The organism is Carnobacterium sp. AT7 (genome assembly GCF_000171855.1).
Classification (GTDB): domain Bacteria; phylum Bacillota; class Bacilli; order Lactobacillales; family Carnobacteriaceae; genus Carnobacterium_B; species Carnobacterium_B jeotgali.
Genome location: NZ_ABHH01000010.1, coordinates 30,259 through 54,601, shown reverse-complemented (window position 1 = coordinate 54,601; position 24,343 = coordinate 30,259). Strand labels below are relative to the sequence as shown.

22 protein-coding genes are annotated in these 24,343 nt (G+C 35.5%); 12 read left to right on the top strand and 10 right to left on the bottom strand.

Features of this window, described 5'->3' with window-relative positions:
• Positions 1–138: 138 nt before the first annotated feature.
• Entirely contained in the window at positions 139–468 is a 330-nt protein-coding gene (locus CAT7_RS05510; protein ID WP_007722954.1) for a thioredoxin family protein, read from the top strand.
• A gap of 83 nt (positions 469–551) precedes the next feature.
• Here CAT7_RS05510 and CAT7_RS05505 read toward each other — a convergent pair whose 3' ends face one another.
• The 4 genes from CAT7_RS05505 to CAT7_RS05490 form a co-directional block, all read right to left on the bottom strand.
• Complete coding sequence (locus tag CAT7_RS05505; protein ID WP_007722952.1) at positions 552–1,778, bottom strand: NAD(P)/FAD-dependent oxidoreductase; 1,227 nt, start codon at positions 1,776–1,778, stop codon at positions 552–554.
• A 23-nt stretch (positions 1,779–1,801) separates the two neighbouring features.
• Complete coding sequence (locus tag CAT7_RS05500) at positions 1,802–2,599, bottom strand: SDR family NAD(P)-dependent oxidoreductase (protein ID WP_007722950.1); 798 nt, start codon at positions 2,597–2,599, stop codon at positions 1,802–1,804.
• Between the two features lie 155 nt (positions 2,600–2,754).
• Entirely contained in the window at positions 2,755–3,246 is a 492-nt protein-coding gene (locus CAT7_RS05495; protein ID WP_007722949.1) for a general stress protein, read from the bottom strand.
• A 98-nt stretch (positions 3,247–3,344) separates the two neighbouring features.
• Complete coding sequence (locus CAT7_RS05490; RefSeq protein ID WP_007722947.1) at positions 3,345–4,193, bottom strand: MurR/RpiR family transcriptional regulator; 849 nt, start codon at positions 4,191–4,193, stop codon at positions 3,345–3,347.
• A gap of 132 nt (positions 4,194–4,325) precedes the next feature.
• On the opposite strand from CAT7_RS05490, the gene gnd reads away from it, so the two are divergent.
• The 7 genes from gnd to CAT7_RS05455 all read left to right on the top strand — a co-directional run bounded on the left by gnd (position 4,326) and on the right by CAT7_RS05455 (position 11,328).
• Positions 4,326–5,222: a phosphogluconate dehydrogenase (NAD(+)-dependent, decarboxylating) gene (gene gnd / locus CAT7_RS05485; protein ID WP_007722945.1), complete on the top strand. Its 897-nt coding sequence runs from the start codon at positions 4,326–4,328 to the stop codon at positions 5,220–5,222.
• Positions 5,223–5,412: 190 nt separating this feature from the next.
• Positions 5,413–6,879 (top strand): PTS mannitol transporter subunit IICB, encoded by a 1,467-nt coding sequence (locus tag CAT7_RS05480; protein ID WP_007722943.1) that lies wholly within the window; start codon positions 5,413–5,415, stop codon positions 6,877–6,879.
• A 50-nt stretch (positions 6,880–6,929) separates the two neighbouring features.
• Positions 6,930–9,035 carry a BglG family transcription antiterminator gene (locus tag CAT7_RS05475; RefSeq protein ID WP_007722941.1) on the top strand — a complete coding sequence of 702 codons (2,106 nt, stop codon included), beginning with the start codon at positions 6,930–6,932 and terminating at the stop codon, positions 9,033–9,035.
• Positions 9,036–9,054: 19 nt separating this feature from the next.
• The gene (locus CAT7_RS05470) at positions 9,055–9,498 is read left to right on the top strand and encodes a PTS sugar transporter subunit IIA (protein ID WP_007722939.1); all 444 of its coding nucleotides are present in this window, start codon (positions 9,055–9,057) and stop codon (positions 9,496–9,498) included.
• A 198-nt stretch (positions 9,499–9,696) separates the two neighbouring features.
• Positions 9,697–9,933 (top strand): hypothetical protein, encoded by a 237-nt coding sequence (locus tag CAT7_RS05465; RefSeq protein WP_007722937.1) that lies wholly within the window; start codon positions 9,697–9,699, stop codon positions 9,931–9,933.
• 21 nt (positions 9,934–9,954) lie between these two features.
• Positions 9,955–10,272 carry a hypothetical protein gene (locus CAT7_RS05460; RefSeq protein WP_198008041.1) on the top strand — a complete coding sequence of 106 codons (318 nt, stop codon included), beginning with the start codon at positions 9,955–9,957 and terminating at the stop codon, positions 10,270–10,272.
• 129 nt (positions 10,273–10,401) lie between these two features.
• Positions 10,402–11,328 (top strand): metallophosphoesterase, encoded by a 927-nt coding sequence (locus CAT7_RS05455; protein ID WP_007722934.1) that lies wholly within the window; start codon positions 10,402–10,404, stop codon positions 11,326–11,328.
• Positions 11,329–11,524: 196 nt separating this feature from the next.
• Here the strand turns inward: CAT7_RS05455 and CAT7_RS05450 are convergent, their stop codons facing one another.
• Positions 11,525–12,412, bottom strand: coding sequence for a fructose bisphosphate aldolase (locus CAT7_RS05450; protein WP_007722933.1), 888 nt, complete (start codon positions 12,410–12,412; stop codon positions 11,525–11,527).
• A 200-nt stretch (positions 12,413–12,612) separates the two neighbouring features.
• Here CAT7_RS05450 and CAT7_RS05445 point away from each other — a divergent pair, with 200 nt between their 5' ends.
• The gene (locus CAT7_RS05445) at positions 12,613–14,049 is read left to right on the top strand and encodes an MDR family MFS transporter (protein WP_007722932.1); all 1,437 of its coding nucleotides are present in this window, start codon (positions 12,613–12,615) and stop codon (positions 14,047–14,049) included.
• A 58-nt stretch (positions 14,050–14,107) separates the two neighbouring features.
• Here the strand turns inward: CAT7_RS05445 and CAT7_RS05440 are convergent, their stop codons facing one another.
• From CAT7_RS05440 to CAT7_RS05420, 5 genes are all read right to left on the bottom strand, one after another.
• The gene (locus CAT7_RS05440; RefSeq protein WP_007722931.1) at positions 14,108–15,661 is read right to left on the bottom strand and encodes a bifunctional metallophosphatase/5'-nucleotidase; all 1,554 of its coding nucleotides are present in this window, start codon (positions 15,659–15,661) and stop codon (positions 14,108–14,110) included.
• Between the two features lie 28 nt (positions 15,662–15,689).
• On the bottom strand, positions 15,690–16,499 hold the full coding sequence (phnE, locus tag CAT7_RS05435; protein WP_007722930.1) for a phosphonate ABC transporter, permease protein PhnE: 810 nt from the start codon (positions 16,497–16,499) through the stop codon (positions 15,690–15,692).
• A 12-nt stretch (positions 16,500–16,511) separates the two neighbouring features.
• Positions 16,512–17,333: a phosphonate ABC transporter, permease protein PhnE gene (gene phnE / locus CAT7_RS05430; RefSeq protein WP_007722925.1), complete on the bottom strand. Its 822-nt coding sequence runs from the start codon at positions 17,331–17,333 to the stop codon at positions 16,512–16,514.
• 14 nt (positions 17,334–17,347) lie between these two features.
• Positions 17,348–18,133 carry a phosphonate ABC transporter ATP-binding protein gene (gene phnC, locus CAT7_RS05425; protein ID WP_007722923.1) on the bottom strand — a complete coding sequence of 262 codons (786 nt, stop codon included), beginning with the start codon at positions 18,131–18,133 and terminating at the stop codon, positions 17,348–17,350.
• Positions 18,134–18,238: 105 nt separating this feature from the next.
• Complete coding sequence (locus tag CAT7_RS05420) at positions 18,239–19,297, bottom strand: phosphate/phosphite/phosphonate ABC transporter substrate-binding protein (RefSeq protein WP_007722921.1); 1,059 nt, start codon at positions 19,295–19,297, stop codon at positions 18,239–18,241.
• A 357-nt stretch (positions 19,298–19,654) separates the two neighbouring features.
• On the opposite strand from CAT7_RS05420, the gene CAT7_RS05415 reads away from it, so the two are divergent.
• The 3 genes from CAT7_RS05415 to CAT7_RS05405 all read left to right on the top strand — a co-directional run bounded on the left by CAT7_RS05415 (position 19,655) and on the right by CAT7_RS05405 (position 24,324).
• Positions 19,655–21,694 carry a copper-translocating P-type ATPase gene (locus tag CAT7_RS05415; protein ID WP_007722919.1) on the top strand — a complete coding sequence of 680 codons (2,040 nt, stop codon included), beginning with the start codon at positions 19,655–19,657 and terminating at the stop codon, positions 21,692–21,694.
• Positions 21,695–21,852: 158 nt separating this feature from the next.
• Positions 21,853–22,425 carry a YdhK family protein gene (locus CAT7_RS05410; RefSeq protein WP_007722918.1) on the top strand — a complete coding sequence of 191 codons (573 nt, stop codon included), beginning with the start codon at positions 21,853–21,855 and terminating at the stop codon, positions 22,423–22,425.
• A gap of 276 nt (positions 22,426–22,701) precedes the next feature.
• A complete protein-coding gene (locus CAT7_RS05405; RefSeq protein WP_007722916.1) occupies positions 22,702–24,324 on the top strand; it encodes an alpha-glucoside-specific PTS transporter subunit IIBC in 1,623 nt (540 codons plus the stop codon).
• The last annotated feature ends 19 nt before the right edge of the window (positions 24,325–24,343 follow it).

Below are 24,343 nucleotides of genomic sequence, written 5' to 3'. Positions count from 1 at the left end.
GAAGCAAAGAGTAACATGGAGAAGCTAGAAGAAGTAGTTCTAGTTCTTTCATGAAAGATCGGCTTGGAAAGTATACGTTTGAACTAAAATAAACCAGAAAAATAATAGGTAATTAACTAATAGAAAGAAGAATGAACAATGAATACATTTCCTCAAGCAACGTCCATAGATCAAGTATTACGCTATATAAAAGAAAACAAGCTTACTTTTGTTTATATTTCAAAAGAAAATTGTGGTATCTGTCATGTTATTCAACCTCAAGTCCAAGAAATGTTAACAGAATTTCCAGCTATTAAGCCAATACAAGTTAGTGCAGATGATATTCCTGAGGTTGCCAGCCAATTCACCGTATTCACTGTTCCAGCTTTATTGTTATTTGTTGAAGGAAAAGAAGTAATCCGCGAAGCACGGTTCGTTGTGATGGAAGAGCTACACAGGAAATTTCAACGTGTGGTTGAGAATAGTTAAAGGTAATAAAAATAGCCTCACCTACTAAACTGCGCTAAGACAGCTGGAAGGTGAGGCTATTCTAGGTGACTAACCCATTAATTTTAGTTAGAACGAATCATGCCTCTTAATGTTTGAGGGTCAATCGGAGGATCACTTAGGATAGATCGAAGAGTATCTAAATCTGGCTCGATATTCCAAGTTAAAATACCTACTGGAAGATTATCATCTAAATAGTAAACAACTTTTCCGCCATCTACATCATCGATGAGTGTAGTTAATGAAGAATCTAATGTACCCATCGCCTTCCATGAAATAGAAAAGACGACAGAATAAAAGTAGGGAGTATACGTATAAGCCTCACCTGATCCAGCCATTGCTTTACCTGCTGCTTTACCAGATTTTCTGGCATGATCCACATGTTCTATCCGTGTTCTGCCTAAAATTTTATCCGGATAAAAGGCAATATCACCAGCAGCCCAAATATCGGGATCTTTTGTACGTAAGTATTCATCAACATATACACCATCTTCTATTTTAAGACCGCTTTGTTCAGCTAATGAAATACGAGGCGATACTCCTAAGCCGATAACAATTGCATCCCCTTCTACTGTAGACCCATCGTCTAGAAGAAGAGTGAATTTTTCATCCTCTTTTGTATAAGACTCTGCACGCCTGCCGTTTAAAAGTTCTACGCCAGCTTCTCGGAAAGATGCTTCATATTCTTTAGCAAGTTCACTAGGGAATTGGCTGCTACCTAAAATTTTATCTGGATAAATAAGGGTAACTTTAGTGTTGTTTTGAACCAGTCCAGCAGCTAATTCTGCGCCAATATAACCGCCACCTACAATAACGACATGTTGGTTGTTTCCTGAAAAATTACGTAAGCGTCTATAATCAGACCATTCTCTAAAGGCAATTACTTTTTCGTCTTCTGGGCCGTCAATTCTTTTTGGTTCTCCGCCGGTAACGAGCAGCAATTTTTTATACCCGATAGATGTGCCATCTTCCAACAAGACTCTATGATCTTCTCGCTCGATAGCTGTTACAGTCGTTTTTAATTTAAGTGTAGTATTTTTCGTTTCTTTTGTCGTATTGAGAGCGACTTGATCTTCTGTAAAGGTACTGTCCGTCCATAATTTTTTAGTTAAAGCCGGACGTGTATAAGGTTCATCGCTATCAGCAGAAAGAATGCCGATGCTGCCAAATGAATCTTGTTCACGAATACCTCTAGCAGCCGTATCTGCAGCCATTCCTCCGCCGATAATCAGATAATCATAATTGCTAGCCATAACTTGAGGATTTAATTTTTCGTTCATATAATCTGTCATTATATCGCACTCCCTTTTGGTTATTAAATTGTCGCAACGGAACCTGCATCTACGCGGTAATTCGAACCATTCACAAAAGAAGCTTTATCTGAGCAAAGAAAAGCAATTACTGCAGCTACCTCTTCTGCTTGACCACGGCGTTTCAATTCAAGATAAGGCCTTTTTTTATCTAAAAATGATTGGATAGCTTCCTCTTTTGAAACGTTCAATTCTTCAGCTCTTTTTTCCATCATCGCATCCGTCATTGGTGTTTCAATAAAGGCAGGTGAGACGGAATTGACTAGCAATCCTTCAAGGGCATAGGTTCTCGAAAGTACTTTTGACAATGCAAGAATACCGGCCTTTGCACAACAATAAGGGATCTCGTCATCATAAGGTTGTACAGCATCTTCAGAAGCGATAAAGACGATTCTGCCCCAGCCACCTGTTCTTAAATCAGGTAAAAATTCGTTTACCAAACGAACAGGACCAAGCAAATCTACTTCGATTGTATTTGTCCATCCTGCATCATCTAATTCGTGAAAAAGTCCTTGTGCACCGGTAATGCCTGCGGACTGAACTAAAATATCGATTTTTCCGACTTCTTTAGCAATTTTTTGATGAATCATTTTCAAATCATTTATACTGGTAATATCTGCTGGATAGTGAAAGACTTTATCTTTATAGCCTATTTTTTCAGCAGCTTGAGTTAATTTTTCTGGGTTTTTATCGGTAAGGACGACTGTAGCTCCTTCTTCTAAAAGAACACGTGCGGTCTCCCAACCAATACCCGAATCTGCTCCAGTAACTAATGCGATTTTTCCTGAAATGCCTAAATCCATGCTTATTCCTCTTTATAAATGGTAGTATAATATGTGTTTCATCATATTAATTTTAGTGGGATTAATAATTAACAAAGAACACCAATAGGGAAATTTCCATATTGATGCTCTTTTTTATTTATTCTGAATAGTGAATTTTGATAGTCTATACTGTTTTATTGTCTGTTAATGGGATCAGTTTTATCTATTGTGTCTAGTGTATCTGTTGTATCCAAAGTATCAGAAGGAAGAGGAGTAGCGTTGGTTTCCATTTTTCCTGATGGGGTGCTGTTGTCAAAGTCTTTTGCACCAGGTTCAACACCAAAATCATCTACTAGAACAACAATGGAACCGTTAGTTATGTCATCTTTAAAATCGCGTAAAACTGATTCATCAGCTTCGTATCCTTCGTCAGTTGAATTGACATCTTCATTATCATCGGCAGAAAAGATATGTTTCACTTTATCCATGAAAGACTCGTCATCTTGTCCATGCTTTTCAGAATGCTCTGTTGAAACACCAACATTTAAATCAGTAGGCAAAATATCAGCAGTTTCTCTGTTGGTGACAAGTGTGATCAATGTTCTATCATAGCCTTCAGCCACAACTTCATCAACAGCTGTTCTTGCTTCTTCTAACGTGAGGTAACTTCCTTTTACAAATTTCATAATATTCTATTCCTCCCTAAGATTTCTTTTGCTTGATTCATCTTTATTATAGAAGACATAAGAATTGTAAGCAAAAGAAAGGGTTTGAAAAAGGGCAATCACAATTTAGTCTGAGAAATTACTTTTCGGACTTCTTCAAGTGAATGGGTTGCAAAATCACCTGTTTTGAACATAACACTGACAAATAAAGCATCAATCAAACTTAGTTGTGTGATGCGAGACGTTAAGGCCTCAGATCGGTAGTCCGTTTCTTCAGCTGTTGATAACAACAATGCATCTGCAAACTTTGCTAAAGGAGAAAGTGAATAGCTTGTAATGATGATTATTTTTGCTTTTTTTTCTTTAATGATTTCAGCTAATTGAATAGTATCTTTGGTGATACCAGAATGAGAAATAATAATAGCGCAATCATTTTCAGTTAAGCGAGAAGCCTGCATCATTTGTATGTGAGAGTCTTGCATATACGTAGAATTTAATGGGGTGCGTAAAAATTTATGGTAAGCATCCATTGCAATGATGCTAGAGCCGCCAACGCCAAAGAAACCGACCGTTTGAGCACCAGTCAAGAACTGGACCGCTTTGATCAACTCTTGTTCATCCAATAATTTTTTTGTATCGTTTAATGACTTGATATTGGAGTCGAAAACTTTTTGAGCCATCAGTAGTTCGTTGTCTTCTTTAGAAATATTTTCATGAATAGATAGAGAGCTATTTACTTTTTCTGAAGCTAAAGCAATTTTGAAATCTTGAAAACCATTATATCCTAAGCGCTTACAAAAACGAAAAAAAGTAGCATCTGCGACTTGGATGGTATCTGAAATATTACTGATAGTCCCATGCATAACTTCTTCGGGATGTAAAAGAATAAAATCTGCAATCATTTTTTCTTTGCTGCTTAAGTCTCTATAAATAGATTTGATTTTCAAGTTGATATTTTGAGTCTTCATATTTTCCACCTGCTTAAAAGAGTTTATTTCAGTATACCATATATTCTATAAAGAAAAATATTTTTTTAAATAGTTGCAAAAAGAAAAAATATTTCATATACTGAAGTTATAAATACATAAGGAGTGGGAAAATTGGAAATTGGATTAGTTGGTTTAGGAAAAATGGGATATAATTTAGCCTTGAACTTACAAGAGAACGGACATCATGTTATAGGATATGACAGCTTTGAAACAGCTAGAAAACAAGCGGATGCAAACGGAATCGAAACGGTGAATGAGTTGAAAGAACTAGTTGCTAGCCTTAAAGAAACTAAAATTATTTGGATTATGGTTCCAGCGGGAGATCCATTAGAAAATGTTTTAAGTGAAGTCAATGAGTTATTAGGAGCAAATGATATCATCATTGATGGAGGAAACTCACACTACAAAGATTCTATGCGACATGCAGAAGTAGCTGCAACAAAAGGGATTCATTTCTTAGACATGGGAACATCGGGTGGTACGAGCGGTGCAAATGCAGGTGCTTGTTTAATGGTTGGCGGAAACTCAGAAGCATTTGCAGTAATTGAACCAATATTAAAAGGAATCTGTGTAGAAGACGGGTATCTGTATACTGGAAAATCCGGTAGCGGTCATTATTTGAAAATGATACACAACGGGATAGAATATGGCATGATGCAAGCCATGGCTGAAGGTTTTGAAGTGGTCGAAAAAAGTGAATTTGACTATGATTTGGCAGATGTGTCAAAAGTCTGGAATAATGGATCAGTTATCAGAAGCTGGTTAATGGAACTGGCAGAAAGTGCCTTCCAAAAAGACGCTCACCTTGATGAGATAAAAGGAATTATGCAATCTTCAGGTGAAGGGAAATGGACAGTAGAAGCAGCTTTGGATGCAAAAGTTCCTACGCCTGTAATAGCACTATCTTTAATGATGCGGTATCGTTCTTTAGAAGAAGATACATTTACTGGAAAAGTTGTTGCCGCACTTAGAAATGAATTCGGCGGCCATGAGGTCACAAAGAAATAAACGAATCAAAAAGAATTCCTATTTCAGATTTTGAGATAGGAATTCTTTTTAATTCAATAGTATTCAAAATAGGAAAAAAACTTGTCAATCTCCTTTTGACAAGTTTGTATTCAACAAATGTTGAAAGCGGAAACAAACACTTGTAAGATAATGCTATTAAGAAACAAAGGAATAAAAGGGGGAAATGAAAATGGAAGCTGTAAATAGTAAAGTAAGAATAAAAGAAAAAAAGAATATTAAAGTTGGTGCACAAAAAGTAGGGACTTTTTTAAGTAACATGGTTATCCCGAATATAGGTGCCTTTATAGCTTGGGGTATAGTAACCGCATTGTTTATTCCTAATGGTTATTTGCCAAATGAAAAGCTTGCTGAATTAGTAACACCAATGATTACTTATTTGTTGCCATTGTTAATTGGATATTCTGGTGGGAAAATGATTTCTGGGCACCGTGGAGGAGTGGTAGGAGCAGTTGCTTCAATCGGTGTTATCGTTGGAACAGATGTACCTATGTTTATTGGTGCAATGATTATGGGCCCGTTCGGAGGCTGGGCTATTAAAAAATTTGACGATATCTTTCAATCTAAGATAAAAGCTGGTTTCGAAATGTTAGTCAATAATTTTTCTAGTGGAATCATTGGTTTTCTATTAGCTGTTATAGGATTTTTAGGCATTGGGCCAGTTGTTTCAAATATAATGGTTTTTTTAGGAAATGGTATTGAATTCATGATTGATGCAAATTTATTACCATTAGTGAATCTTTTTACTGAACCTGGTAAAGTTATATTTTTAAATAATGCAATTAATCACGGAATTTTAGGACCACTGGGGGTTGAACAGGCGGCGGAAACAGGAAAATCAATCTTATTTATTCTATCTGGAAACCCTGGGCCTGGTTTTGGTGTTTTATTAGCTTATATGTTATTTGGTAAAGGAACGGCCAAAGCTTCTGCACCTGGTGCTGCAATCATCCAATTTATTGGAGGCATACATGAATTGTACTTTCCTTATGTATTGATGAAGCCTTTAATGATTTTGGCAGTCATGGCTGGTGGTGTAGCTGGAACCTTAACGTTCACACTATTTGATACCGGATTAGTTGCTACTGCATCTCCTGGTTCTATTCTTTCCGTTATTGCGATGACACCTAAAGGAGAATACTTGCAAATTTTAGCAGGTGTTTTAGCGTCAATTATAGCGTCATTTATTGTTGCCATGCTTATTTTAAAAGCAGATCATTCCGAAAATGAAGACTTTGAAAGTAATGTAGTCAAAATGCAAGATATGAAAGCTGAATCAAAAGGTACAGTTTTAAATCAAACGACTGTCAGTCCCCTAACTGAATCGAAAAACGTTGAACAAACAATTCGTTCAACAAATGTTAAACGAATTATATTTGCTTGTGATGCAGGAATGGGGTCCAGTGCCATGGGTGCCTCAATTTTAAGAAATAAAGCAAAAAAAGCTGGGTTGGAAATACCGATTACGAATGCAGCAATCAGTGATTTAGAAGATGAAGAAGGAACGTTAATTATTACGCAAATAGAATTAAATGCCAGAGCAAAACAAAAAACACCAAACGGAGTGCATGAAACAGTAGATAACTTCTTAAGTAGTCCTAAATACGATCAAGTTATTGAAAGTTTGCTTCATACTTGATGCTATAATGGCAGAGCAAGAAAAAAAGAGTGTAGGAACGAGGGAAAGAAGTGTATTTTTCAATCAAAGAAAAGCAACTATTAGAATTGCTTTTACTGAATAAAACAGGAATTTCTTTGGAGGTTTTGGCTAGAGAAATGGAAGTGAGCAGTCGAACCATTTATCGCGAACTTGCTATAGCTGAAGATACGTTGTCTCTTTATAAAATTGCTCTTAAAAAAAAGTTAGGCACAGGTTTTTATCTAAGTGGTGAAAGTGAACAATTAAAGCGATTGAAAAAAGACTTATTAAATACAGATCTGATCTTTGATTCGAAAGATCGTCAAAGTTATCTGATTTGTCAGTTGTTGCTGACAAAAGACAACGTTAAATTAGTAGGATTGGCACAAGATTTTAATGTCAGTCTAGGAACCATTACCAATGATTTAACCAAAATTTCTGAAATTATCGAAGAGTTTCAAATGACTTTACAACGCGGAAAAGGAAAGTCTGTTACTATCAAAAGTGATGAAGAATCTTTACGGCTGATAGTTAGCGGTATTATTACTAGCAAATTGAATGAATACGAGCTTCTTAATTTTTTTCAAAACGAATATGATGAAGAATATTTTGAGAAAGTAAAGAAATCTAGAATGCCTTTTTTATCACTACTAACGTATCGTTATTTTAAATTAGCCACTCAAGTTACCTTTCGAATGAAACAACACTTTTTTGAAGATATATCAAATAGTGGACTAATGCAATTTATCGTTATTTTAACATTGATTAGTATGCGTTTATCAGAAGAGAATCAACTAAACGATGTTCATTTTGAAGAAAAAGAAAATTCTGTTCTGACTAAAGAGATAACAGATTATGTGACTAAAGAGATTTCTCAAGAATCAGGGTTGCAATTTTCAATATTAGAGCGAAAATTTTTGAAAAAAGCTGTAAATGGTGTGCGTTTTTTCCAAAAACAAGATTTATTTTCAGCGGACTATAATATAGAACTCACTTATCAAGTTAAAGAATTTATTCAACTAGTTGAAACAGAAGTTCATTGGGAATTTAGCAAAGATCATACACTTTTTTCTGGTTTGTTGTCACATATGGAATCTTTACTGAATCGTACAAATACATCAGTTCTTCAAGTAGAAGACAGTTTGTACGCAACAATTCGGGAACGGTATCCTGAAATTTATAAAGGGGTTTTAAAGGGGCTAGCCAGTGGTTTTCCAAATAAACGTTTTTCAGAAAATGATTATATTTATCTCGTTATTCACTTTGCTTCTTCTTGGGAAAATGATAAGAAAATATATGGTCTAAAAGCAATGGTTATTTGCTCCAGTGGAATCGGAACTTCGAGGATATTAGAAAACCGATTGACTAAACATTTTAATGAGTTGAAAGAAATAACGATTGTTTCTCTTTCTGAGGTGAACGACTACCAGTTAACTGATTTCGACTTTATTTTTTCAACTATTTTCTTACCACAATTTTCGGTACATTACCATTTGATTACTCCAATGCTTTTGAGTGAAGAGTTAGTTAAAATTAAAGAATTAATAGATGAACGTATTGAGCAAAAAAAACAATATACATTAACCGATTCACTAAAAGAAATAAATCAAGTGAGTAATGACAAGGTACCTAAAGAAAAAACATTAAAAGAAATACATCATTTATCTAAAACAGCCTTAAGTATTTTAAATTATTTCTCAATTGAGACTGTTGTTGAAAATCGGCCTCTAGAAAAAACACTTTTATGGATTTGTCGTCAACTACAAGATATTGGCATTTTAACAGAAGCAGAAAATGTGCAACAAAAGTTAATCGAACGAGTAAATATGGCTCCGGTAGGAATACCGGGGACTCAAATGGGATTGTTTCATGTGAGGAATACGGCTGTGGCTTCCAGTTATTTTGGCATCTATGAATTAGAACGAGAGATACCTATCATAGGAATTGACAGGAAAGAGATGTGTTTGAAAAGATTATTGATAATGGTAGCACCTTACCCGTTAAATGTAGTTGAACGTGAATTGTTAGGCTTGGTTAGTAGTATGGTAATTGAAAATGACAGTACTACAGCTTTATTTGATAAAGGTGAGGAAGAAGAAGTTCGGAAGAAAATCGAAAAGGAATTTAAAGCCTATGTACTAAGAAAGACTCATTAAAATAGAGGAGTGAATGGAAATGGCAGAATTGACAAACGAATTGATTGAATTAGGAGCAACAGCCAAAAATAAAGAAGAAGCTATTCGTTTAGTAGGGAATTTATTGGTTAAAAGCGGAGCAGTAAATAAAGAGTATATTGAAAGCATGTTGGAAAGAGAAAAGACTGTATCTACTTACATGGGAAATTTTATCGCTATTCCTCATGGGACAGACAGTTCAAAAAAAGATATCTACAAAACCGCTATTTCGGTAGCTACTTTCCCATATGGGATCGATTTTAGTGAAACCAGTGATGAAAACAAAGTCTTTGTTTTATTTGGTATTGCAGGCAAAGGCAATGAACATTTAGACTTGTTGTCGTCTATTGCTATTTTTTGTTCAGAAATTGAAAATGTTCAAAAATTGATTGCAGCTAAGTCACCAGAAGAAGTGATTGAATTACTGCAAACAGCAAATGAATAAGGGTTAATAAAAAAGAATAATGAGATGAAATCCAGTAATTGAAAAATAAGATGTGAAAAGTGATGAGACGAGTTTAGTAAAACTCGCTTCATTGCTTTTTTTGTCGAGAATACAAAAAAAGTAATGAAATTAAATTATACTTCTAGTTGACTAAAGGAACGTATGTTCGTATAATTTAAAAGAGATGAGGTGATAAATATGGAAAAAGGAATATGCTTAAAAGGTTCAGTAGAAAAAATTAAAGTTTTGAAATTAGAAGAAGCTCCTTTGATACGGTTTACATTAACCGTTAACGAGGCATATAAGGAAAACTGTCTGATTAAGTCAAATGCATTAAATTTTCTATATCTTGTCACCGAAGGAAAAACAATTGTTCTATTTGGCAAGAGAAACAAACGAAATCAATTTGTAGTGCAAAAATACTATATAATGTAAAAGTTATATTTGAGAAATAAGGTGAGTATGATGAAAATTTTAAAAGAAGGTATGTGGAAAAGACCGATAGAAGCAGCTGATTTATTGGAAAGGAAAGGTTGTGATCATTTCACATTGCTAGAAAATGATGTGCAAATTAGTGGAAGGTTTTATGAATTGTGGTGGTACTCTTATCAAGATGAAAACCATATTTTAGCTAAAGGAAAACAGTATCCTTATTTTTTACATTTTTTTCTCTTAGAAGCAGGCGATGCATTTGAAGCGAATGATTTTACAACGTACATAAAAACGGGCGAACTAAAAGCACAACAACCAAATTTTTTTGAAGAAATTATATAATTATGGAGCAGTTTCAGAAGTGTGAAAGCAATTATTTTTTTTACTAGACCAGATAAAGTATACTGTTAACAAAGATAACAATTCAGTTGCTTATGCAAAAAAGTGCCAACTGATTATGGGGTGAAAAAAATGTTCACAGACAAACGGTTAACAGAAGCATACAAAAAGGCTAGAGTAGAAGAATTCGATGAGAATTCTAAATATATATTTTTTAGTGATAGTCATCGCGGAAATGGGAATATCTCAGATGAGTTTACAAGGAACCGCAATATTTTTCTGCATGCTTTAAAATATTACTATAAACATGGGTATACTTATGTAGAAGCAGGCGATGGAGATGAACTATTAGAGTATTCAGATTTTACGTATACAAAAAATGCCCATAATGAAGTATTTGATATAATTAAAAAATTTTTCGATGATAATCGCTTAATAAAATTATACGGCAACCATGATATTGCGTTAAAAAATCCTAAATTTGTTGAAGAGAATTACTATACAAATTACGATGAATACACAGAAGAGTTTTTTGATTTTTTAAAAGGTCTGCAACCTATTGAGGCACTTGTGCTGAGATACAAAAAAACAGGACAAGAAATTCTAACGGTACACGGACATCAAGGCGATGCTCCAAATGACCAGTTCGCCTTTTTTACGATGTTATCCTTAAAATTCTTTTGGCGTTTTCTTCATGGATTTGGTATTCGAAACCCGTCAAGTCCGGTAAAAAATGTCACCAAAAGACATAGAATTGAAAAAAACTTCAATAAATGGATTCAAAAAAATAAAGTCATGCTTATCTGTGGTCATACTCATCGATTTAAGTACCCAAAAAACAAAGAGCTTCCCTATTTCAACACAGGTTGCTGTGTTTATCCTACAATTATTACAGGAATTGAAATAACTGAAGGTCAAGTCCGATTAGTACGTTGGGAAACTAAAGTGAGTAAAAAAGGTGTTTTGACGATTGAAAAAGATACTATGCGAGGACCAGAACCAATCGAAGAATTTGATATGCGGTTGGAAGGATGGAACAGAGATAATGATGTTTTATGAAACAAATTATACCTCAAGAAATGATAATGAAAACGTTTAGTTAGATGAAAACAGGAAAAGTCAATAAGAAAATAAAGTTTTTTTGATTTTTTCTGAAAATAGGAGTATACTGGCAAAATGAAACACAACGTATAAGGCAGAAGGGTCTTCCTTTCTCATACGTTGTGTTTATTATATTGTCTCAGACCACTTAATGTTAAGCGATTGAAGCATCGTAGATTTGTTTGATAGATTCTTTTAATAAAGCATTAAAATCCTCGTCTGATTGACTAACACTTAATCCCTCGGATAAAGCTCTTGAAAAACTAGCGATTAGTCCGTGGTTATGTGTTAAAGCTTCATTAGCTTTTTCACGGGTATAACCACCAGAAAGAGCGACTACTCTTATAACTCTAGGATGATCGATCAATTCTTTATAAAAATTATCAATCGTTGGGATTGATAGTTTTAACATGACGTTATCTGATTCGCTTAAGGCGTCTAGCTGAGTCAAGATTTCATCTTTTAAGAGAGATTCGGACTTCTCCTTATCGGTACTATTAATATCCACTTCTGGTTCAATAATTGGAACAAGCCCGGCTGCAATAATTTGTTTTCCAACTTCAAATTGTTGGTCAACAACTTTTTTTATAGCTTCAGGATTTGCTTCTTTAATCAATGAGCGCATTTTTGTTCCAAAAATATGGCGTTCATTTGCTCGTTTTAATAATTCATCTAAGTCTGGATTAGGTTTCATCAATTGAACACCGTTAGTTTCTTCTGCTAATCCTTTGTCAATCTTCAAGAAAGGAACAATACCTTTCTTTTCCCACAAATAATCAGCTGTATAAAGGTCTTCTACTTTGCGATCCATTGTTTGTTCGAATAAGATAGCACCTAAAATTGAATCAGAACTAAAAGCAGGAGAAGTCATAAGACGTGTTCTCATTTCATGAACGAGGTCATACATTTCTTCTTCACCAGAATACGTATCTGAGGCGATACCATAAAGCTGTAAAGCTGTTGGTGTGCTCCCGCCACTTTGGTCTAATGCTGCAATAAAACCTTGTCCATTTTTCATTCGTTCAAGTTGTTCTTTTTGCATAATTTCAGCTCCTTAGATTAGTTTTAAGAACAGTAAATAGGAAAGCTCAACCCAATGAAGGGTAATGAACCTTTCGTTAATAAGTATAGCACTTCATAAATTATATTGAAAAAATAAGCTATTATCGAGTACTTTTCCTTTGAGAATTTATATAGAGGAAAAAGAATAGGTTATAAAAATTGAATAAAGGGGAAAAAAACATGATTCAAGAAGAAAACCAAAATATGTCATTTGCACAAGTTATATCTATTTTAGGAGTTATTTTAATGGGGTCTTTTGTGACCATATTAAATCAAACACTAATGAGCACGGCTTTACCAAGTATTATGAGAGAATTTTCAATTACAGCAACTCAAGGGCAATGGTTAACAACAGCTTATATGCTGATTAATGGTATCATGGTACCTATTACAGCCTATCTGGTAAATCGATTTACCACCCGTCAGTTGTATCTCTTTTCAATGATTGTTTTCTCAATTGGTACATTTGTGGCAGCTACTTCTAGTGTCTATGGAGTACTGATTGCTGGGCGTATGATCCAAGCGGTAGGAGCAGGGATTATTTTGCCGTTGCAAATGATTGTTGTATTGTATATTTTCCCAATTGAAAAAAGAGGATCAGCAATGGGCTTAATTGGTTTAGCGATGAACTTCGCTCCAGCTATTGGACCGACCTTTTCCGGCTGGGTAGTACAAAATTACCATTGGAACATGTTGTTTTACTTTATCTTACCATTCGCTATTATAGATGTGATAGTGGCCATCTTTGTTTTGAAGAATGTTGGAAAAACAGGTCGTCCTAAACTAGATTTAATAAGTGTCATTTATTCCACATTAGGTTTTGGTGGCTTACTATTTGGTCTTAGCAATGCCTCTTCACATGATTTTATAAGTGTTAACGTAGCATTGCCTATAGTTGTGGGAATCATTTCTTTAATTCTATTGGTTAACCGTTCCAATCATTCAAAAGAACCGCTATTGAATTTCGGTATTTTTAAATACAGAGGCTACCGTTTAAATCTTATTATTTCTTTCGTACTAACGGCTGGAATGTATGGTGCTATTATGTTATTGCCAATCTATTTGCAAAATATACGTGAAATGACACCGATGGAATCAGGAATGACTTTGTTACCAGGAGCAATTGTAATGGCTGTTATGAGCCCAATTACTGGTAGAATGTTTGATAAATACGGATCAAAAAGATTAGCTATGAGTGGATTAACTTTGGTAACAATTGGAACGTTTATCATAGGACTAATTGATTTAAACACGCCAATAGTTTACATTGTTCTACTTCAAGTGGTTCGGTCATTAGGTTTTGCATTAACCTTAATGCCAATCCAAACAGCAGCTTTCAACGCGGTTCCACTAGAGCTTGCTTCACATGCATCCGCAATGTTTAATACTCAACGACAATTAGCTGGATCAATGGGAACAGCATTATTTGTAGTTGTGATGACGGTTGTTTCTCAAAATGGTGTATCACAACACTTGCCATCTGAGTTAGCTGATTTAGCAGGATTTCAAACAGTCTTCAAATTAGTGGGAGTATTCTCATTGGTAGCCTTTATTATGACGTTATTTATTAAAGAAAATCCTTATTTACCTAAAGCGAAATTAGCAGAAAATCATTAAAGACAAAAAGCTCGAAACCATTATATTAATGGCTTTGAGTTTTTTTATGAAACCTAATTTAGTGGATGACGTGAAAATTAGCAAATGTTTCAGGTTGGATATTTGAGTGGTTTTTAAAATAATCTGCAATAAGTTCAGTCATATCAACGGTGACTTCTTTAATAATTTTATCAGCGCTAAACATATCGTAATTTCCGCCGCCGACTGCTCGATACTGATTGATGACGACCTCTAATTCATCATTCGCTTGAATGGCTTTTCCATTGTAAGTGAATAGGCGAATGCGTTCACCAAGCGGAAGCGAAATATCAATTGTATACTCAATCCCCGCATACATATCGTAATTGTATTGCTGAGCTTTTGGGTACAGAAAAGCAGGACTAATCTCAAGTTGTTCATCTGCCGATAAACTGAAATAGTTGGCAGATTTTTCTAGCGCTTGTCGTAAATCTTCACCAGTTACACGTACTACTGCAAGAGTATTGGGGTAAATATAATTGGTGACAATATCACGCATAGTTACAGTCGGTCCAAAACCTTTGCTGTGATTTGTAAAAAGGGCAGTACCAGATATCGTTGTTCCAGTAGCCTCCATTTGAACTTTATGGATGAAATCAATATAAGGGTGACCGGTTAAGCGAACTTGAAAAGGGTCTTCTATCCACATGTTGCCGTCGATTGTGCCAATATTTTGATCTAGCCAATCTTCAATTTCTGCTTGAAAAGCATGATGGTTTTTGTCCAGAGTAGGGTCGATAGGCGTATCCGCAACAGAAATTAACTTAGCCTCTTTAGAAAGTATAGTTGCTTTTCCGTCCTGTTTTTCAAGAGTTAAGCGAACTTGTCCAAGATGATGACCCTTTTCACCAGGTTGAATAATGGCCACAGAAGACGCTACAGTGGCAATTTCTCGATGCTGGTGTCCAGTCAGTAAAACATCTATCCCAGGAATATTTTTTAAAAGTTCGTAACCTTCATTTTCACCAGTTAAAACTTCAGTTGGTTCTCCAGTTTCTAAGTCTTTTTCGAAACCACCATGGTAACTTACGATGACAACGTCAGCCAATTCTCGTAATTTAGGGACATATTCTTTTGCACAAGCAACAGCTGATTGAAAAGACAATCCATTAATAGAATTTGGTTGTTCCCAATTTGGAATGTATTGGGTAGTTAATCCAAGTACGGCTACAGTAAGGTCATTAAATTGAAAAAGCTCGTAAGCTTGTCCAAATGCAGGCTGTTCTTTAATATTTAAAATATTAGCACACAAAATGGGGTAGTTGAGCGTATCCACTGCTTTATTTAAATATTCTTTTCCGTAATTGAATTCGTGATTTCCTATTACTCCGACATCAAATCCAACATCATTTAGGATAGAAGTGTAAGGTGAAGGTTGCTGTATTTGCTTAGCAGTGTAGTAGGTAAAAGGGGAACCTTGTAAAAAGTCTCCATTATCAATCACTAGTACCGGATCGGTATTTTTTGCTTTAATTTTTTTGATAAGTGAGGCAACTTTTAACAATCCAAATGGCAAGTCTTGTTGCCTTTGTTTATAATCGGTGGGGTAAACATACCCATGAATATCGCTTGTTGATAAGATTGTTAAGTTCATTTGTAAAACTCCTTTTAAAATACTTTCGTTAACCTTTAACCAGTCTTGCTCTCATTTTATTAGAGAAGAACTCTACTAGCAAGATAAGAACAATCAAACCAACGAGAATAGAACCTACTTCGTTCCAACGATAGGAATTCATCGCAAAAATTAAAGGTGCGCCAATTCCTCCAGCGCCAACCAACCCCAGTATGGTAGCATCACGTAAGTTCATATCAAAACGATAAATGGTAATGGATAAGAAATTAGAAAAAAGCTGAGGAATAATCCCAAAGCGAATTTTCTCAAAGGTCGTGCACCCCATTGAAGTCAATGACTCTAAAATACTAATATCTAAATCTTCGATAATATCTACATATAATTTTGAGACCATACCGATAGATGTAATAGACATCGTCAATACACCGGCAAATGGCCCTGGACCAGTCACGCGGATAAACATCAGACCGTAGACTAAAGCAGGAACAGTACGGATAACAATGACAACTAAGCGAACAATGTAAGCAATGGGTGCTGGTACTACACTTGGAGCCATAAGAAAGGCAATCGGGATAGCCAAAATTGCTCCGAATATAGTACCTAAAAAAGCAATACAAATGGTTTCAAATAACAAATAAAGCACACCACCAGTAGTTAAGCCGAATAATAATTCGAGGTCTGGATTCATAAGACCCCTAAAAATATTTGATGCGATGGTTAACCCACTTTCATTCAAACTTTGTACTTCAATAGAAGAAACGGACCAAATAAAAGCTACCAGTAAGATAGTAGCAATACTTATCCAGTAAAAACCTTTTTTTGGTTCATTTTCAAATTGATTTTCAATCATTTCAGACATTGGCTACACTCCTTATTGTAATTTCTTTCTAAAATATTCACTGATTCGTTCAATAATAAAAACAGTAATAGCCAAAATCACTAGGATCATGCCTACGCTAGAATAATCACGCCAGCCAAGTCTTTCATTTAAAAGCAAACCAAGTCCGCCAGCTCCAACATAGCCTAGTATAGAAGCGTAGCGAACATTTCCCTCGAAACAAAATAAAGAAGTTGAAAGATACGTTGGTAAAATTTCTGGAACGATAGCGTGGCGAAAAGACTGAAGTCTAGTTAAGCCCATAGATTCTAGCGCTTCAAAAGAACCCATATTAATGGTTTCAATTTGTTCGTACAGTAACTTTCCAATGTAAGATAAAGTGAATAAAAAAATGGCAATCGTTCCAGCCATGGTACCTAATCCAAAAACAAAAGTAGCAATCAAAGCGGTGACTAGAGTAGGCAATGTTCTCAAAACACTCAAAATAAATTTGAAAATACCTGCTGTAAATTTACTTTTGATGATATTGGAGGAAGCTAAAATAGCAAAAATTACGGCGACTAACGAGCCAAGCAACGAACCCACTAAGGACATCTTGATGGTATCCAACAATGGTTTCCATATATTAGGCAAATAATCGATGTTCGGTGGAATCATCTCTTTTAAAATAACAAAAAATTCTTGCCAACGATTTAAAAGAATACTGAAGCTAAAACCCGTTACATTTACCGAAATAACAAAGCCGATTATAATCAAAATAAAGATAAATGGTGTTTTGCTTCTTTTTTCTTCAACGACTTTATTATTAGCCAGTATAATTTTTTTAGGTGGAAATAATTTATCATAAATCATCATTTTTTAAGATCCTCCTAAGATTGTGGTTGTAGAGTGGGGTGTATGGTTAACTCATCTTGAGATTGGACATCACCATAAATGCTATCTAAAACAGACTGGGTAACTTCACTTGCTTTACCATCATAAACCACTTGTCCTTGTCGGATTCCAATAACTCGATCTGCATATTCCAAAGCTAATTCAACATGGTGAATATTCAAAAGAATCGACATATTTGTCTCTTTATTTATTTTTTTAAAATCATCCATTACTTGTTTAGCGGTCACAGGGTCTAATGATGCAACAGGTTCATCGGCTAAAATAATTTCTGGTGATTGGGCAAGAGTCCGAGCTAAAGCCACGCGTTGTTGTTGACCCCCTGAAAGTTGGTCAACACGCATGTAAGCTTTATCTAAAATACCGACTTTATCTAAAGCAGTCAAAGCAGTGAGTTTAGTTTCTTTAGGAAAAACCCCCAATATTTTTCTCCAATAAGGCAATTCAGGAACAGATGATAGCAATACATTATTTAAGACGGTTGTTCTAGTCACTAAATTAAATGATTGGAAGATCATCCCAACTCTTCGACGGTATTGTCGAATCTCTTTTCCTCTTAAGGCGCTGACATCGATAGTATTAACGATTAATTTGCCGCTATTGATGTCATGCATCCGGTTGACGCAACGAATAAGAGTTGATTTACCAGCACCAGATAAGCCAATAATAGCTACAAATTCTCCTTGTTCGATTTTTAAGTTTACGTTCTTTAAAGCCGTTACTCCATTCGGGTATGTTTTATTCACATCAATAAATTCGATCACTGTTATCACTAGTCCTTTCCAAAAATAAAACTATGAAAAAGCAGAATGACCTACTTTTTTCACAGTTTCATTTGGTTTATTTTAAGTTAATAAAGCTAATAGGGATTATTGAATGCCTAAATCTTGGACGATTTTTTGAGCGGCTCTTTCATCATCATAATCAGCATCTTCCGTTACTTGATAACCTTCATGACTATAAACAGAAATCACCTTTTTACCTTCGTCCGTATCAGCGATGTTAATAAAGGCTTCTTGTAAAGCAGTTTTCAATTCTGAATCCATTTTCTCAGAGTTTTTGCTGACACTAATCGTATCATTGTAGATGCCAGGAGTTACGCCTACTACAGCTGTTTCATCCCAGATGCTTTCTGTTCTACCATATTCTGAAGTCCACGTATCTTCGTAATCTCTTCTGCCATCAGCAAAGGTAACCAAAAGGTCAACTTGTTCAGAAGCAAGACGGGCAAATGAACTTCCATATGAATCAGCTTGAACGACTTTATCTAAGTCTGTAATTGATTTTTTAAAGTGTTCATTTAACCATAATGTTGGGTAAATATAACCTGCTGAAGAAGAAGAAGACATTACACTCCAAGAAGCACTGTTCATATCTTCAAAAGTTAATTCCTCGCCACTATTGATTTTAGCAGCTAATTCTTGTCCTTTTTCAGAAGGGCCTGCGATAATCAATGAACGGTAAGAGGTAACTTGTTCATCCGTTGGTTCAGTAGGAGCATTTTCATTCCAGTCAGCTGGATTATCAGAATCAATGCTTAATCCGGCTCTAGTAGAAGTTAAAATTACCTCAGCACCGTCATCGTATAGTACATATGTGCCACCTGGTATAAATCCAACGTCTAACGTTCCAGCTGAAAGAGATTCCCCAACAGCCTCATAGTTGGTCCCAACTGTGATGTCAACTTCTCCGATGTCATAACCTAGATTGGCCATTTCGTTAATCAACAAATCTTTTAGCGGCTCTGTTGCAGTAACGATTTCTTCAGGATCTCGTGAAGGAACAAATCCAACTGAAAGTGTATCGATTTTGATTGTTCCATCTGTATTTGAAGCTGACGTTTCGCTACTAGCTGCTTCATTTCCACATCCAACCAATAGTCCCGCTAGTAAAGCTGCGCCTATGTACTTACCAAACTTCTTGTGCATGTAATTGAATCCCCCTATGATTTTTGTTTTTACAAACATTTAACACATTTAACATTGTATCATTCGTGTTATTTAAAAGATAGCCTTTTTTTAAAATATATAAAATAGAAACGTTCGGTTATTACACTATTTTATTAAAAGATATCAGTCATTTGAATTTGAAATAGTGATTTGCCGTTGAAGTTAGTATAAAATACGAACGTTAATTTAAAATGGATTTTTTATATTATTTGTGTAAATGATTATTTAATGATTGTAGTATACGAGTGATATTCTTGACAACTTTGTAGCAAGAGTATATAGTTAAGAAACAGAACGATTACAAACGTAAACGAAAAATGAAAAGGAGAGGATAACATGGATAAGCATCAAGATCATAATAAGATGGACCACAATAACAAAAATCACAGCAAAATGGATCATAGCAGTATGAATCATGCTGGTGGACATGCAGGACATCACGCAATGATGATAAAAGATTTTAAAAAAAGATTTTGGGTTTCCTTGATTTTAGCAATTCCTATTTCCCTATTATCTCCAATGGTGCAAATGCTTTTTGGATATGAGATTAATTTTTTGGGAGATGACCTCCTTTTGTTTGTTCTTTCAACGGTTCTTTTTTTCTACGGAGGGAAACCTTTCTTGACTGGAGCATGGGGTGAACTGAAATCACGCACACCAGCAATGATGATGCTTATCTCGTTAGCCATTATTACAGCATATGTTTATAGTACATTGACCACTTTTTTTATCTCTGGTAGTGATTTTTTCTTTGAACTTGCTACTTTAATTGTCATTATGCTTCTAGGCCATTGGATCGAAATGAGATCAGTGATGGGAGCTTCAAAAGCTTTAGAAGCGTTAATAAAATTAATGCCAAAAGAAGCACATAAAATTGATGAATCTGGAAATATTATGGAAGTTACAATAGAAGATTTAAAACCTGGTGATAGAATTCTCGTTAAGTCAGGTGAAAAAATTCCTTTAGATGGCACCATTTACGAAGGTACATCGACTGTTGATGAATCTATGTTGACTGGAGAATCTGTACCAATAGAAAAAAATCCTGGAATGAATGCAATCGGTGCATCAGTGAATGGAGAAGGGGTATTAAAAATCAAGGTCAATAAAGTTGGGAACGACACCTATCTTGCTCAAGTTATTCAGTTGGTTCGAGATGCTGAAACAACAAAATCTAAAGCTCAAGGATTTGCTGATATTGCGGCAAAATGGCTCTTTTATGTAGCCGTTATTGTAGGACTACTGACGATTGTTTATTGGTCCGTCACAGGCGATTTTGATTTTGCTTTAGAACGGATGGTAACCGTATTGATTATTGCTTGTCCACATGCATTAGGATTAGCAGGTCCTTTAGTTACTTCAAGATCCACTTCAATTGCAGCTAGTAAAGGATTATTGATCCGCAATCGTATTGCTTTTGAAGGAGCACATAAAATAGATAAAATCGTTTTTGATAAAACGGGTACCTTAACAGAAGGCAATTTTGGTGTAACCGATATTCAACCTGCTAATGGTATAAGCAAATTAGAGTTACTAGCTTTGGCTTATTCTGTTGAAACACAATCGGATCATCCTATTGCTAAAGGCATTGTTAAAGAAGGAAAAGAACAGAGATTAGAAATCGATGATGTGAAAAATTACCGTAACCTAGCAGGTAAAGGGTTGACGGCTACTATCAATGGTGCCGAAATTTCAATTATCAGTCCGGGAGCGATGAAGAATAATCAATTCTATTTTGATGAAAAAGAATATGAAACATTGGCTCAACAAGGAAAGACAGTAGTATTTATTTTGAAAAATTACGAATTACAAGGGATGATCGCATTGGCCGATATCATTAGAGAATCCTCTTATAAAGTGATCAAAGAATTGAACGATTTAGGCGTTGAAACAATTATGATGACCGGAGACAACAAACGAGTAGCCAATTATGTAGGCGGAAAATTAGGACTCTCACAAGTAATTGCTGAAGTTCTTCCTCATGAGAAGTCCAAGTATGTGTCAGAATTGAAAAAAAATGGTAAAAGAGTTGCCATGATTGGAGACGGAATCAATGATGCTCCAGCGTTAGCAGAATCTGATGTTGGAATTGCGATTGGAGCAGGTACAGATGTTGCTCTTGAAACAGCCGATATTGTTTTAGTGGACAGTGATCCAGCAGATGTCTTGGCTATCATTAAACTATCTAAAGCTAGTTACAAAAAAACGATTGAAAACTTTATATGGGCAGCCGGATACAATATCATTGCTCTTCCGCTAGCTGCAGGTGTTTTGATCAATCAAGGCATTTTAATTACACCGGCAATTGGAGCAGTTGTGATGTCTTTAAGTACCATTATTGTGGCGATCAATGCTCAAATGCTGAAAGTTGATTAAGAAAAGATGCAATTAAACCTCATTAGTCTAGGAAAAGATGGAATAATTGTTTTCAACTCCTATTCGCCTTAAACTTAACTAATAGAAAGCAATTTTCGATTAAAAAATCATAGTAACAACAAGTAAGATAGATTGAAACTTGAAAGGATGGGAAATGAATGAAGAACAGAAAAATTTATTTAACGGTTGCAACTTTAGCTACAGCGTTAACCTTAGCAGCATGTGGAACAGGAAATGAAGAAACCGATACGGCTTCTTCAGAATCAAGCAGTTCAACAAGCATGAACATGGAGGGTATGATGCATAACGATTCTGGTGAAATACCAGCGGATCTTGAGAAAGCTGAAGATCCAAAATATGAAGTAGGTAGTACAGTGGTCATTCAAGCTGACCACATGGAAGGAATGAAAGGTGCTGAAGCTACGATTGTAGGGGCTTTTAATACAACTGTATACGAAGTTTCCTATCAACCAACGACTGGTTCAGAAAGAGTTGAAAATCATAAATGGGTCACACAAGAAGAAATTGAAGAGGCTCAAGATGAAGTGATCGCAAATGGTACTGAAGTAACATTAAAAGCGGATCATATGGAAGGAATGGACGATGCGCCGGCAACGATTGAAGCTTCAGAGACAACAACCATTTATATGATTGATTATGAACCTACAACAGGTGGCGATACAGTTAAAAATCACAAATGGGTAACAGAAAAAGAACTTTCTGAAGACTAAACAGTTGAAAAGTTGATTTTTCAACTAAAATTAGAAAAAGAGCTTTAAATCGAGATGATTCATCTTTGATTTAAAGCTCTTTTTTGAGTGATACTTTTGAAATAAGTGACTGTCGCAATCCCAATTTTGGGTGGGAAATTTCCCGGGAAATGGAAAAAATACCCATTAAGGAACGCTGAGTTTTTTAACGGGTTGAGTATTGAACCTAAAAAAACCAAATGCTATAGTTTGTTTATGGAAGCGATTTCATAAAAATGATAAGGAGATGAAAAGAACATGATGCAAAAATTACAGCGATTTGGTGGCGCGATGTTTACTCCAGTGTTATTATTTGCCTTCTCAGGTATTATATTAGCTATTGCTATTATGCTTCAAAACACACTGATTGTAGGAAGCATCGCAAATTCGGGTACGATGTGGGCAAACTTTTGGTCAATTGTTGAATCCGGTGGTTGGACTGTATTCAATCAAATGGAGTTACTATTTGTTATTGGTTTACCTCTTGGATTAGCTAAAAAAGCTAGTGGAAGAGCAGCTTTGGAATCTGTCGTAGTTTATATGACATTTAACAACTTTGTTGGAAAAATTCTTGATTTGATGGGGCCAACATTTGGCGTAGACTTCACTCAAGAAGCCGGCGGAAACAGCGGAATAAAAATGATTGCTGGAATTAAAACATTAGATACCAATTTAATTGGTGCCATTCTAGTTGCTGCAATTGTTGTCTGGTTACATAACCGCTTCTTTGAAACTAAATTACCAGATTTCTTAGGTATTTTCCAAGGGTCTTCGTTAGTGGTTATGATAGGATTTTTCCTCATGCTTCCTTTAGCCTTTTTAACAGCGTGGGGCTGGCCTATTATTCAAGGATTAATTAGTTCAATGCAAGGTTTCTTAGCCTCATCAGGAACACTAGGTGTCTGGTTATACGTATTCTTGGAACGATTATTGATCCCAACTGGAATGCATCATTTCATTTATCAACCATTCATTTATGGTCCAGCAGTTGTTGAAGGTGGGATTACAGCTTATTGGCTGAATAATTTAAGCGATTTTGCTTCCTCAACTGTTCCACTTAAAGAACTATTCCCAGCTGGTGGATTCGGATTGCACAATGTTTCGAAAATCTTTGCTCCTCTTGGGATAGCAGCAGCATTTTACGCAACAGCGGATTCTGCTAAAAAGAAAAAAACATTGGCTTTATTAATCCCAACAGCTTTAACAGCTGTACTTGCAGGAATCACTGAACCATTTGAATTTACTTTCTTATTTATTGCACCACAATTGTTCTTAATTCATGCGGCTTTAGCAGCAACTTTGGGAGCAACTGTTTATGCCTTTGGTGTTGTGGGCGATGTAGGTAGCGGATTGATTACAATGGTGACACAATTCATCATTCCCATGTCAATCAATCATCTTGGGACAGTCTTAACGTTGATTGGAACAGGACTAGCATTCAGTGTTATTTACTTCTTTGTCTTCCGTTTTGTTATCTTAAAGTTTGATATTAAAACACCAGGTAGAGAATTAGAAGAAGAAGTTAAGATGTATTCTAAAAAAGACTACCGTGAAAGACAGGCAAATGGAAAAACAGCTCCAGCAGGCGGTGCTTATGCAAATAGTGCAGCTCACTATTTAGTAGGACTTGGCGGTACAGCTAATATTGCCGATGTAACTAATTGTGCTACGAGATTAAGAGTATCCGTTAAAGACGAAAACCTTGTTAAAGAAGATGGCTTCTTTAAAGCAGCAGGCGCTCATGGAGTTGTTCGTAAAGGTAAAGCGTTCCAAGTGATTGTTGGATTAGATGTTCCCCAAGTAAGAGACGCTTTTGAAGATGAAATGAAAAGAGATCCAATCGTAGTAGATACTGATAGTCAAACAGAACCAAGCGTTTAAAAATAGGAAATATAAAGGA